The sequence below is a fragment of the Cohnella phaseoli genome (assembly GCF_003386235.1).
GTDB lineage: Bacteria > Bacillota > Bacilli > Paenibacillales > Paenibacillaceae > Cohnella > Cohnella phaseoli.
Genome location: NZ_QRDZ01000030.1, coordinates 109,337 through 122,654, shown reverse-complemented (window position 1 = coordinate 122,654; position 13,318 = coordinate 109,337). Strand labels below are relative to the sequence as shown.

At 55.5% G+C, this 13,318-nt stretch carries 7 protein-coding genes; all 7 read right to left on the bottom strand.

Annotated features, from left to right (window positions below; all coding sequences use genetic code 11):
- Positions 1-87 precede the first annotated feature (87 nt).
- On the bottom strand, positions 88-438 hold the full coding sequence (locus DFP98_RS29570; RefSeq protein ID WP_181918017.1) for a cupin domain-containing protein: 351 nt from the start codon (positions 436-438) through the stop codon (positions 88-90).
- Between the two features lie 227 nt (positions 439-665).
- Positions 666-1,442, bottom strand: coding sequence for an SDR family NAD(P)-dependent oxidoreductase (locus DFP98_RS29565; protein ID WP_116064231.1), 777 nt, complete (start codon positions 1,440-1,442; stop codon positions 666-668).
- 28 nt (positions 1,443-1,470) lie between these two features.
- Positions 1,471-2,178, bottom strand: coding sequence for a PIG-L deacetylase family protein (locus DFP98_RS29560; protein WP_116064230.1), 708 nt, complete (start codon positions 2,176-2,178; stop codon positions 1,471-1,473).
- Positions 2,179-2,268: 90 nt separating this feature from the next.
- Positions 2,269-3,942, bottom strand: a complete 1,674-nt coding sequence (locus DFP98_RS29555; RefSeq protein ID WP_116064229.1) for an SGNH/GDSL hydrolase family protein — start codon at positions 3,940-3,942, stop codon at positions 2,269-2,271.
- A gap of 17 nt (positions 3,943-3,959) precedes the next feature.
- The gene (locus DFP98_RS29550; RefSeq protein ID WP_116064228.1) at positions 3,960-6,545 is read right to left on the bottom strand and encodes a glucosidase family protein; all 2,586 of its coding nucleotides are present in this window, start codon (positions 6,543-6,545) and stop codon (positions 3,960-3,962) included.
- Between the two features lie 14 nt (positions 6,546-6,559).
- On the bottom strand, positions 6,560-9,415 hold the full coding sequence (locus DFP98_RS29545) for a family 78 glycoside hydrolase catalytic domain (RefSeq protein ID WP_116064227.1): 2,856 nt from the start codon (positions 9,413-9,415) through the stop codon (positions 6,560-6,562).
- On the bottom strand, positions 9,412-13,302 hold the full coding sequence (locus DFP98_RS29540) for a carbohydrate binding domain-containing protein (RefSeq protein ID WP_220377190.1): 3,891 nt from the start codon (positions 13,300-13,302) through the stop codon (positions 9,412-9,414). The genes DFP98_RS29545 and DFP98_RS29540 overlap by 4 nt, the downstream gene beginning before the upstream one ends.
- Between the last annotated feature and the right edge of the window lie 16 nt (positions 13,303-13,318).

The window sequence follows — 13,318 nt, the reverse complement described above, 5'->3', positions numbered from 1 at the left end:
TGTAGGACCATATTTTCCCTTTTTCCGTCATTTGGACGGTTTGTTTGGGTTGCCTATTTCTGTTCATACGTGCGTTAGCTGTGGATTTCAGACTTTCATCTCCGTTTCGGTTGATACTTGCAAAGTAGCGAGCAAATCGTCGCGTAGAGGCGTAAACGTCTCCAGCACAAGAGAGTCCTCAAGCGCCAATACGGAATGGGGAGCATTGCCCGGAACCCGGATTTGCTCGCCCTCCTCGACCACGACTTCTGCGCCGTCAATGTTCATGCGAATTTTGCCTTTTACGACAAAGCCCAGCTGCTCATGGGGATGAGCGTGCTCCGGGCCGAAGCCGCCTTGTTTAAATTCGATCAGCATGCTCATCATCGATTCTCCCGGCGGCAGTATTTTGCGACGGATTTCCCGGGAAATCTGCTGCCATTCTCCTTGATTCGACACGATGCCGCCTCCTTTAATTACAGGTTCAAAAAGTTCGATTTTCAACATTAATACGTTCAAAAAGTCCGATTTTCAGCACCGAGAAGGTTGGACGAAGACCGGTGATGAGGAACGGAGTGTAGGCAAACCTACATGAGTACCGGAAGATCCGGCTGAGTTCAAGATTCGATGTCGAATCCGCTTCCCGTTCTGCTTCGTGATCAAAATTGGACTTTTTGAACTACCTCTTAAAACGTGATTGAAAGTCCGCCGTCGACCGGAATGGTCGCTCCCTGAATATAAGAGGCGGCCTCGGAAGCCAGGAAGGCGATTACGCCCGCCACCTCGTCAACCTCTCCGGCTCTGGCTTGCGGGATTTTCCTCATGCCTACGTAATAATCCTTGAACCAGTCCGTCTCCAGCTCGTTCACGCCGCCGACGACCGAGAGCCCCGTGTCGATAAAACCCGGCGCAACCCCGTTCACGCGAATGCCATGCGGAGCCAACTCCAGTGCGGTACCGCGAGTTAACTGATCGAGCGCCCCTTTGGCCGCGTTATAATGACTGGATTGATTCAAGGCGCGATAGCCGTTAATCGACGAGACGTTCACAATCGCTCCGCGGATGCCGGCTTCGATCATCGCCTTCGCGGCGTACCTTGTCCCCCAATAGGAACCGTTAACGATCGTGTCGAACACCGCGCGCCACCGCTCCGTGGACTCCTCCAGAAAATCGCTTTCGTAAAACATCGCCGCATTGTTGACCAAAACATCCAGCCGGCCGGTATGTTCGACGGCGGCATCGATCATGCGCTTAACGTCTTCTTCGTCGGAAACGTCGGTCTTCACGAACAACGGCCGGCCTCCGATTTCCTTCAACTGCTCAACGGCCTGAGCCCCGTTGGACTCGCTGCGTCCGGCGATCAGCACGTTCGCCCCCTCGGCCGCGAACAGCTTGGCCGTCGCCAGACCGATTCCCGTTGCTCCACCCGTGACGATAACCGTCCGCTCGGCAAAACGCTTCATCTTCTCGTCCTCCCCTATTCGTATAGGCTCAGGGAAGCAAAGTCCCGGTAATGTTGCGCGGGTAAGCTTTCGCCCGAATGAAGCCCTCTGCATAGCGGACCCCGCTTTGAATGCCGCGGAACCGGGAGGTGATCTCGATCATCTCCATCGCATTGGAGCCGTATTGATCCTGCAGCCAATCCCCGACTTGGCTGACATGCTCGGCGAGCATTTTCCGCTTCGTCTCGAACTGCTCCGTAATATCGACGTACTCCTCCGGCTGGAAGCCCAATCCCGCAACGCTATCCATAAAGTAGACAATCGGAATCTTGTCCAGCTTGGGACTGGCTGTGACGATATTGGGAACGGTCGTCATAATCGCCACGTCGTTGGCAATTCGCCCTGTGATCGTATGGTCGGGATTGTAGAGATCGTCCGGCCAATGCGTGAGGACGACCTCCGCGCCGCTGCGGCGCATCGCTTCGATGAAAGCCAATCTCGTCCCTTCCGTGTCGAGCAGAAACTCGTCCGGATAACCCATCCAGATCAGCTCCGCGCCGATATGGTTAGCTGCCGCGATCGCCTCTTGGCGGCGAATTTCCGCAATCTCCTCTTTCGGAAGCGTCGGCGATCCTACCTCCCCATTCGTTGCGATGGCGATGGTGACCTTGTCGCCGCGAGCGGCATATTTCGCCAACGTACCGCCTGCCCAGATTTCAGCGTCGTCCGGGTGCGCGCAAATAGCTAGAACGTTCATCTTGGCTCTTCCTCCTTTTTCGCTTGAACCCATCATAAATCCACTTCTGTTGATTGTCAACAATTGATCTTCAACAATAATCCAATAAAATCAAATAGCGTGATCGTCTAACGAAGTTTGCGTAATCGCCGCGTAAACCGCACGGGCGAGAACACAATCGAAGCTTCCCCACTCGGGATCGACATTGCCGTAAGGATGATTGATCATATTGCCTTTTAGCTCCGTCAGGAAGTAAATCCCGCAGCGGTGCAATTGCCTAAAGTATTCATAACCGCCGATAAACGCGCAGCCGTATTCCCGCGCGAGTCTCCGGTAAAGCTGATGAACCTCCCCGACCTCGTCGAAGGAACGGCCGAACGCGGGATTCATCCCGTTATTGGTCAATAACAGACAGGGAATGCCGTCCTCCCGCAAAGAGCCGAGAATCCGACGCATCCCCGCTTCCCGTTGCTCCGCGGAATCCCAAGCGTCGTTCAGCATGTACTCTACCGCGACCAAGTCCGGCTTAACCGACCGAACCTCCCTCTCATAGCGCCAAGCTCCTTTGCTGCTGTTCTCCCCTCCGATCGCTACGTTCGACGTATGGATAACGGTGTCGGGGTACATTTCCCGCAGCGAACGAACGAAGAGATAAGGCCAGCGCCCGGTGCGTGAGGTACTTTCCCCGTAAAATGCCACTCTAACCGGCATACCGGAAAACAGTTTTTCACGGAAACCTTCCAGAAAACGCGTATTCTCAAACGGGATCAGATCCAGCGAATTCGTGGCGGGGAAGTCGATCGGATAGATGGAGTGCGGGGTAGCGGTTATGCGATACGTTGCTCCTACTCGCAACCGTTCAAGAGGGATCGCCGTAAAATCCAAGGACAACCCCCAATCGACGGAATATCCGTAAGCGCTCTTCAGCAGAAGCTTAACGCGCTCGTCTTTGACAACGGCTTGCGCTTCAAGCCAGCGCATATTTTCCTCGGTGAGAACTTGCTCCAATCCGTAATCTCGGCCCATCGCCGCGATTCGGACTTCCAACCGGTCGGCCTTCGTCGCGGACAACACCTCTACATAGTACTCCCTAGGCGTTGCGTCCATATATCGGCCATAGACTTGGGGCAGTTGCAGATGCGGGTAAAGGGAGTTTTCCTCGAGGACTCGAATCTCCCCGTTATAGAGCGCTTCCTCTCCCCATCCCGTAAAAACGTAAGCGAGCGCGATGCCTTCCTTGATTTGCGGAGGGTCGGGCAGAAGCAGTTCGCGAGACTCCGGCGCTTCCGTCTGTCCCTCCGCGATCATTACCCGCCCATCGGCCTGAAGTACAACCGTATCGTAACGGCATAGCCAAACCTCGTAATCCAACGACAAAATCTCGTTCTCGGCAATCGCTCCGTGCGGATGCCTTTTGACCGTCCCCCAGTAGTAGTCGTAGCTATAATCGCAGTCGGGTCTATATAGCTTGGAACGATCGGCATTATAGACGCGAAGGCTTCCCGGCACCATGCGCTGATAGGGGGCTCCGCCGCTTCCTCGAATATCCTCGGTGTTCCAGAAGCAGGGAGATTGCGACGCTTCGCCGACAATTGCATACGTTTGATTGACGAAGCTCCTGCGCCCCGGGGGATTGACGGCCAAGCTTTGTTCTTCTTCGACGCAAATCGAGGACTGGTCGGCCAAGATGACCGATCCTTGTTCTACGATCACCCGCCAAGAAGGCGAATCTTCCCCTTTAACCCGCAATCCCCTTCGTTCCAATACGTCCGCTAGATTAGGCATGCCGCTGTGTTCCTCTCCTAAAATTCCAGAGTCGCTTCCGCATACCCGGCAAACCGGTCGATCCGGATCGACTCCGAAGATGCATCGTAATCGCCGCCGACGACGCGAAGCGGCCGATTTTCCCGAGGATGGGGCAAGCGTACTTCGACGCTCTGCAGGTGTCTGTATTCCGGACAATCGATCGTAATCCGGATGCGATGCGCAGAAGCTTCAACACGGAAGGATAATCGTCCGAAATAACTCGAGGCGTCGGAGACGGAGATCGTCCGGCCGTCCTCCATCCACTCGCGAGGAATGCCTTGCAGCAGCTTCAGCGTATTCCCTTCTTCCATATAGAGCATCCAACGGGTTTCCATCAGAAACCAGGCTTCCTCATGCGTCTTATGCTCGCTGATCCGCTCGTTGAGATGCTCCGAGAACGTGTACGTTTCCCGATCGGCCATCGCCGAAACGCTATTATAGTAAGCTTCCAGAAACGGCTTCGTCTCTCCCCTGCGCAGATGAACCCAAGGATGGCGGCTGTAATACGGCTGCGTAAGCGCAACGTTGTTCATGCACATGAGCTCGTTATGCGCTTTTAGCATAAAAGCGGCGCCCGGCTCGTCGCTGCCGACGATTTCTCCGAACACCAAGTACAGCGGACCGCATAGAGAGTCCCGAACGGTAAAGCTGCCGTGGGAATACCAGCTTCCGCCTTCGGCATACAGGCATGCCGGACCTTGTCCGCCCGCCCACGGCGATACCGTAGGACACCACGTTCCGTCCCCTAGCGGGATGACCGGCCCGCTAGCCAGACTCTCTTCGTACGCCTGACGGATATCCCGCTTCAGTTCTTCTGCTTCGAGCGCGAGCAGACGCGACTGCTCGGGATCCGCGTTAGCCAGCATTTCCGCTGCGCGGGACAGTCCCAAATAGGCATAGGCATTCAGCATATATACCCTTGTCGGCTTGTCGTCCTTCGGATCGGCGACCTTGCCGTCCAGCATGCCGTACCCGCTTCCGCGCAGCTCTTCCCGCTTATTGCGGTTTCGCCATGCCACTAAGTAATCGCACGATTTCTGCAGCTTGGTCCGAATGCTCTCTACCCATCCGTCATCTCTCGTGTACCGGTAGTGCTCGCCCAAGCTCCACAGCACGCATCCGGTTTCGATCATATATTCGAGAAAATTAAAAATAGCTCCGTCGTCTTGCTGCTTCTCCAGGAAATAGGCTAAATACCGTTCGGCCAACCGGTGCTGCCCCATCGAATCCATAAACTGAATGATAGGCGAGCTCTCCGAACCGATCGGAGGATAGACGCCGATGGTCGGCGTGACGGGACCGTCCGGCTCCTGACCGTAAGAGATCAGATCGAGATGCAGCAGACCGGCCCGAACGCCATCGGCTATTCTCTCCTCGGGAATGTTCAGCTTGGCGGCGGCATCCAGCTTGCCCTGCCAATACCGCCGACACTCCGTCAGCTTCGCGGATACGTCCAGTTCGGCCAATCGGGCGGCCCGTTCTGCGGATACCGGCCGGTGCGGAAAAATAAGATCGAAAGTCAGCGTTTCCCCGGGCTTCAGCAAAACCGCCACTTCCTCTTGAGGAACGGGAGCACTGCCCAGCTTCGCTACAAATCCGATATCTCCCGACTCGAAAACCCCGTACCCCCTGCGGCTGTCGTATTCGCTTTTGACGTTTTTCTCGAGGATAGAAGGCACCCAGGTTCCGTTCGGCACAGGCACCTTAAACCAGGCATAACGAGGAACCTCCGCCGAATTCTCCGCGACGACGCGGTAGATCAGCACTGTTTCCTCTTCGCGCTCCAGCTCTGCGCCGAGCCGGCGATCGAACTCTGCCCGCTGCTCGTCGGTAAACGTAATTCCGTCCGTATGTCCCGCGGCGACCCAGAAGTTCGTGCCGCTAACGCCGGCTTCCGTTAGCTCGCTTTGCTCCAATGTCACGAATCCGGTCATCCGATAGCGGACGTCTCCCTCCTCTCTGTCGGCATGAAGAATAGGAAGACATCCGTCCTCCAAAGATCTCTTCAGGCTGCGCGCGCAGCCGTCCCCCCGACCGATTCGAAAGTTATACCTGACGGGATGCTCGGGAACGGGGACTTTGCGTTCATGCCTGCAGGCTTCGACCCAATCGTGCGAATGCGACTCGTGCTCGGCGAATCCGATCTTAAAGATGCGAAAATCCCGGCTTAGCCCGAGCCATGTAGATAGCGAAGGCTGCCGGTTATGAGCCGCCGCGGCCTCGAAACCGACTTCCGGTTCATTTTCGCACCGTGCCAGATTCGACATCAGCCCCTTAGCCCGGATATCCGACTCGATTGCCGAATAGGATCGGCTATCGTCCGCTTGCGTGACCATCACGCCGTACTCGGGAATCCATATTGGAAATCGCTTGTCGACGTCCCTAAGAAAAAAGGAAAAGGGATTCGTCTTGCTCTGCACACTCACGACCGACGTCCCCGCTCCGACAACGGTCGTGCCTTGCATTCTTAATAGAAGATCGCCCGCCCCTTCAAAGCGCTTTTCCAGCAGCGTCCCATTCGCGACAACGATCGAAACCTCGCCGGGCTCTTGCCGCCATATTACTCTAATTTCCTGCATCATAAGCATCCCTTCTCTTATTCCCCGTATTCGATCCTGACGTGATGAACGACATCCCGCCCTATCACGACTTCGATCCCTGGCGGAGCCGCGTATTGCAGCGATATTCCGTCTGCGGCGCTCCTCCATTCGATCTCGATTGTGCCTTGGGGCACGGGCACGGCCCCCTTCGCCCAGTGCAGACCGCAAGGCTTCGGATCGATCAGCGCACGAGTAAATCCCGGCGCCAATGGACGTACGCCGAGAATCTCGGAGCCCATAAAATACCCAGGCGCAGTGGACCAAGCGTGGCAATAGCTGCGGGTCGGGCGGTCCATATCCGGACGGCTGACGGTTTCCCAGCAGCTCTCCGTTCCCTCGTCGATCATCCGGCCCCATACCTCCCGAATAAGCTCGACGATTTGGTTCTGGCGTTCGATGCGCGACAACGCTTCAAAGTAGAAGAACAGCATGAACGGGTTCACGATCTGCACGAACGAATCCGGAGGCTGCTGCAAATATTGCTCCAGCCTCGTCTTCCGACTTCCAGACGCGCAGTCCGCCAAATAAACCATCACTTGCGTTTGCATGCTGAAGACGTTCGATAACGTTCCGTCCGAACGCAAGCTATCCGCATACGCCAACTTTTCCTCGTCCCATAGCCAGCGGTTGACGGCCAGCTTGATTTTCTCCGCGACCTGCCTCCACCTTGCCGCATCCCGCTCGTAGGCCAGCTCCTCGGCTATATCGGCTACGGCTTCCAGCGCGTTGGCCAAGCTCGCGTTCAGATGAGTCGCGATTCCGTCGTCGGGCGTATCCATCGCAGCCCACTCCAGCATGTTCCACGCGTTCATTTGTAGAAGGTCTCGATCGTTCAAGCGAGCCAGAAACCCTTCCATATTCCTTTGTAAGCTCGGATAGATTTCCTTCAAGAACGCGACGTCTCCGGAGTACACGTAATACTCCTTGCAAGCGGCCACCCAAAGCAGCGACCAGGCCGTCAGAACGTTATGCCAGCCGCTCGGAACCTGCGATTCCGTCACGGGGGAGCGCTGCAGGGAGCCTGCTACCAAGCTCAAGCAGCGGCGGATTAAAGGATACGAACCGAAGCAGTAGTAGTTCACCAATGAAACGTTTCTGGCATCGCCGACCCAGAACGTCTGCTCATAGGCGGGGCAATCGACAAGCGTATCCTCCATGCAGGCCAGCAACGTTTTCCTAGAGATGTCCCATATTCGGTTCAGCCTCTCGTCCGAGCACTCCAGTCGACCGTTTTCTGTCACGGGGTACGTACTGAATCGAACGTGAACATCAAACACTTTGATCGGTCGCTTGGCCTTTCTGAAGGTGACGAATAGATAGCGGAATCCGCGTCGTACAAGAGACCGGTACAGCTGCTTCCCTTCACGCGATACGTATCGCAGCGTATTGTTCATCCCCTCCGAATGCTCGGGAGCGAGATCCGCTCCCACCCGCTCCACGCCATAGCAATCGACGACCGTTCCTTGCTCCGCATCCAGTTCGAACTGAATATATCCCGTCGCTTCCTGGCCGAAATCAAGCAGCAGTTCGATATCCCCTTGCGAATCCGGGTACAGCATACCGTATGCCGAGTTAGGCAGGATCATATTCTGCAAGTCGGGCGTTAGCGGAATCTCTTGCACAATGTCCTTGTATCTGTTCGGCATATACACGTTGTCCCGGCACGTCTGCTCCGGAGCGATCGGGCGAATCCACTGGCGGAAGCTTAGCAGGTCCCCCCATTCTTTCGCCTGCCAGGCCTTCTCGAACCTCTCGTCCGTCTCCCAATCCTCCTCCGTCTGCGGAAGATTTTCCCCCGTTTGCGCGAGAGTTCGGCTTCGGAAGGGACCGAGGGTAACGAAGCTCGCCGAGGGTTCGCCCGGGACGACGAAAGTAACGGGCTCATCCGCCTGCGCGTTAAAAAACACGGAACCGAGATGGAAAGGCTCGCTAATTCGCATAAGAAATAAATTCGCGCCCGCAAGGAGCCGAATCTCGACTTCCCTGCTTGCCGACACCTCGTAAATCGTCCCCTTGACGGAAAGGCTGCCGTAAGTTGATAGCCAGTTGTCCCATGGAAAAGATATGACGCACGGCATTTCCCGCGGAGCGACGATCTGGCAAGCTACCAATGCCAGCACCTTGCGGGGATTCGCGTCCCTGCTCTCCGGGAACAGGTTCGGCTGCAGATCGAGAGAGACGGACTGTCCTCTCGGAACAACCCGTCTTACTCCCTCGACAGCGCGAGGATAAATTACCGTTTCCGTCAGATGGGGGATATCCCGTTTCCGGACGGCCTGCCAGGGCAAGCCGACCTCCTCCTTAAGCTCGACAGCTAAGTCCCATTCGTCGTCTTCACAAGAAATATCCTTCCACCATTCGTCCATCCCGTTCGCATCGTAAATTTCCGTCCAGGCCAATTGACAGCAGATTCGTTCGGCGCTCCTTGCATATCCTTCGTGAGGATGGACCCGCCAAGAGCGATCGCTGCCGATCGCCGATGTCCGGCCTTCGCTCCCGGCAAGCTCCAACCGGGCAAGCAAACTTCCTCTTCCTTCTATATATTGAAAGGTAGAAATTCCGTAATGCTGAACGAGAATAGCAACGACATTGTCCTGCGTCCGTAGATGCTCTCCGATGTCATAGGTGTCGTAGAACGGGGTCGAAGGCCAGCCCCTTGCGGGTCCTGTTCCGATAAAGCGGCCGTTTACGTAAGCGGCGTACTTGCTGTCGGCCGTTATATGCAGCCAAGAGGATTCCTCGACGAGCTCATCCAAGGTAAATTTTTTGCGGAAGATCACCCAGCGATTCCTCTTCCGCGGATCGTCTCCATCCCAAATCCAATGAGCTTCTCCGTTTCCGATGCGCATCATGATTTATCCACCAGACGAACGAACATCTCGTCAAACCAAGCCGTTCCGTTAACGCCGTGCAATTGAGCCTCTAGGTTAAGAGAGACCGCATTCGGAGGCAGGGTGATCTTTCCCGTGACATACGTCCAGTCCTGGGTTCCCGACAAAGCCGACGTAAGGCCGACGTTCATCCAATTGCCGTTCGAATCCATGGCGATCGCCGCGAACTGCGCCCCCATCGCACCCGACGTTACGCCGGAAGTTTTAATCCATCCGCCGAATTCGTACTCCTTGCCCGCTTGCAGATTCGTGCGGTTTGTATACCAGCTGGAATTTTGATTCGCATCGTTCGTAATCTTCAGCGATTTTTGCCCTTGATACGCCGTGACGGTATCCCACGCGAACGGTGTACCGGACGATGACCATCCCGTCCAACCGGTCGGAGCTCCCGTCCCCAATTCCGCTCCGGCATTGCTCAGTCCCGTATCCGCGACGTTCAATTCGAAGTCGTCGAACCACACCGTACCCGTAGCGGAGTACAAATTGCCCTCCAACAGAAAATGTTCGGTGCCCTCGGGCGGATTAAAGACGAGCTCGACTTTTCTCCAATCGTTCGTGCCCGTCACAAACGGAATGCGGTATACGCCAAGAACTTGATAAGCGGCATCCTTCGCTTCGACGGAAATGTATGCCCCTTGCGTCCCCGCGACTGCCGACGTCTTCATCCATCCGGACCATCTATAGGTGCTGGCGACGTCAAGATTGTCCACCGCGGTAATCCAGGCCGAATGATCCGTTTCGTCATTGACGATTTTCAAGGATTTAGCGCCCCAGTGCGCGACGCTGGAATCCCACTCCAGAGAGCCGTGTCCGTTCGCATTCCAATTGCTCCAATCTGCAGGCGATGTCGTTCCCGCTTCCGCTCCTCCGTTCGAATTGAGAGCCATCTTGGGCAATTTCATCGTAAACGTTTCTCCGCTGTTCACCTGAAACCTCGAATAATAGCCGCGGAAGCGATAACCGTTCTTGAGCGTGACCGATTTGCTTCCCGAGAACTCGTACTTAATCGCTTGAGCGGATGGCGGCTGATACAGCGTCAAGCTCGTCGCGTTCTTCGTATAGGCGAATCCGGGCGCTGTGTCGCTGATCGTATCCTTGGACCCGTCCGACCAGGCGGCCGTCGTCAAATTGCGGGTAACCAAATCTCCCGCTTCGATCAGATAACCTCCCGCGTTCGGACCCTCGACCTTCATTTCGATTCGGTCGTTAAAGAAGTCGTACGTAAGCGACGTATCTCCGACAACCGTCTTAATTCGCTTCTGCGCGGAAGAAACGTCCGTATACGTAACCGAATCCGCGACATAAGTCTGGGCAAGCGAGCCGGATACGGCAATGTCGGGCAGAAGCTCGATGCTGATATCGTCGAACCATACGGTTCCGCTGTTGCCGTACATTAACGCGCCCAGCAAAATTGAAGACGTGCCCGCAGGCGGACGAACTCTGGACGTGAAATTCAGCCAGCCGTGCGTGCCTACGTTCGACGCGCCGTCGAATCCGCCGGTCGCTCCGAGAACCGCGCCATTCGAATCGAGGAATTGCACGTTGAAATAGACTCCCTGTCCGCCATTAGAGGGTCCGTCCACGCTGTCGGTCTTCACCCAATAAGATACCTCGTAATCCTTCCCCGCACTGATGCCGGGAATGTTCTGTAGCCACACCGAGTTGACCGATGTGGACGAATTTTGAATTTTGAGCGAGCGGACACCGCTGTGCGTAACCGCCGAATCCCAGGTTAGCGTTCCGCCTCCGCTATTCCAGGTCGACCAGTCGTCCGGAGCCGATGCGCCGCTCTCGGCCCCTCCGTTAACCACGACGTTGGTAAAGGCCGACGGCCCGTTCTTTAAGACCAAGGGAACGGAATATTGATCGATTCCAAGGTTAAGCCGGTTGAATCCTAATTGGTCTTGCAGAAACCCGATCGTACCCGAGCTCTTGTCCAGCCTGACCTTGTATCCGCCCTCGTAATCGGCGTTGATCTCGAAATAGGCTCCCGACGAGTCGACCGTTAACGTATTGGAATAGGATTCATTGCCGATCGTAACGGAAGCTTCCGCCGAGTAAAGGCCTTCGTTCTCGGAGGTGTCCACCGCGGAAACCTTGTAATAATAAGTCTTTCCTTGCTCTACGTTCTTATCGTCGAATTGCGGCGATCCTCCCGGCTTAATCCACCTCTCGCCGATTTTGTTCGTGCGGGAAGGAATAAAGCCGCTCGTCTCGCTTCGATAGATGCGATAGTAAGCCAGATCGGGTTCGACGTTGGCCGTCCAGGTTACCGTGGATTTCTTGAAGTCGGACGAGACCGCGCCGACTCCCGCGACTTGTCCGGGGGCGACGTCGTCCGGAATGTCGGTATAGAAATAAACGGTGTTCGCGGGAACGGTATCCGTGAAAGAGGTGCCGCTCACGGTTTGCGTCGCGAAGCTGACCGGAAGCTCTCCGAACTTGTCTACCATATCCGTCTGCAAGCTCCAAAAACGATATTTTTTGAACGTCGTACCGATCGGATTTTCGAGATTAAAAGAGACGTCCGCCGCCTCGTCGGACCAATTCACGACGATGATTGTATGCTTGCCGTTTGCGGTCTTAATCATTGCGGGAATGACGGCTTCATTCGAAGTCTCGGCCCGATAGGTCGTCGATCCGCGAGGGACGAACTTATGCATCAAAGCCGTCGCCTTATAGGTAGGCTTTACCGTAAAGTTCTCCTGCTTGCTGCCAATGATGCCGTAGCCGTAATCTCCGAAGCTTGTCGAAGTCTGGTTGGTGCCTCCCGGCCATATGTCTTCGGCGAACGACCATCTGCCGAATTCGGAAATACCGATACGAAGCCCGTTGGCGATCATCGCAACGGCGTTAATCCCGTCCTCCGGCGTTCGAATGCTGCCGGTCGAAAAATAGTCGGTGATCATGAACGGCTTGTCCGCGCCGTTCGGATCGTTGGCTTTGATCGTGTCTATAAAGTCCGTCATCTGCGCGACGAAGGTTCCGTCCGTCGAATCCTTCTTCGTGGACCCCGAATGGATCGAATACGCGTCGATGCTTGACGGAATATCGAGCGACAATTCGCTCAGCCAATCTCCCGCGTCGTGATCGGAAGAGCCGATCTCCGGGGCGATCAGCTTCACGTATTGCAGTAGGTTCTCGCGCTCCAGCCGATCGTGAATGGCCGTCATCGACGCCTTGTAATGGTCGATGTAACTGACGCCCGTAGGAGAGATGAAATAATTGTTAGGCTCGCCCGCGACGGAGAAAAACTTCACGTTCGTATACCCTTTGACGACCGTCAGCTGTTTGACCAGAGCGGCGGCATGCTCGGCGTATTCTTCAATTTTCCCGGCCGCCGGTCCGCTTAGCGGTTCCACGGGGGATGCAATCAACCAAGGATACATCAGCTTAGGCTCTTGATAGATGATGTCGACGAAACAATCGACCCCCGCTTGCTGGAAAGCTTCGATGTACTTGTACAGGCTTTGCATGCCTAAGCTATTCCACGTAAACCCCGCGTCGTTCATGACGTCCGGATCGGAATTGTCGTTCACCGGTTCGAACCAATCCCCGTTCACCCACAGCCTCGCGACGGTCGAGCCCGTTTTCTTGAACTGCGTAACGAGCTCGGCCAGATCGTCGTCATTAAAATCTTTGACCTGCATATGGGGGAGATAACCGAAAGGCATCACGGTCCCTCCCATGCCGCTCGTCGCGCCGTTATACGATTTCGTGTTATTTTTCAAAGAAATGCTTACGCTGGCATTGGCATGCGCATGATCCGCATCAACGAACAACGCCGGAATTGAAGCCAACAAGCAGCAGATCGCAATCAGAAGCAGGCTTGATTTCTTAATCATCATTAAGAACCTCCTCATG

Bases quoted from the DNA above. Each gene is read 5' to 3' on its own strand.
- DFP98_RS29540 (WP_220377190.1), bottom strand. From the start codon at position 13,302: ATGATGATTAAGAAATCAAGCCTGCTTCTGATTGCGATCTGCTGCTTG.
- DFP98_RS29545 (WP_116064227.1), bottom strand. From the start codon at position 9,415: ATGATGCGCATCGGAAACGGAGAAGCTCATTGGATTTGGGATGGAGAC.
- DFP98_RS29550 (WP_116064228.1), bottom strand. From the start codon at position 6,545: ATGATGCAGGAAATTAGAGTAATATGGCGGCAAGAGCCCGGCGAGGTT.
- DFP98_RS29565 (WP_116064231.1), bottom strand. From the start codon at position 1,442: ATGAAGCGTTTTGCCGAGCGGACGGTTATCGTCACGGGTGGAGCAACG.
- DFP98_RS29555 (WP_116064229.1), bottom strand. From the start codon at position 3,942: ATGCCTAATCTAGCGGACGTATTGGAACGAAGGGGATTGCGGGTTAAA.
- DFP98_RS29560 (WP_116064230.1), bottom strand. From the start codon at position 2,178: ATGAACGTTCTAGCTATTTGCGCGCACCCGGACGACGCTGAAATCTGG.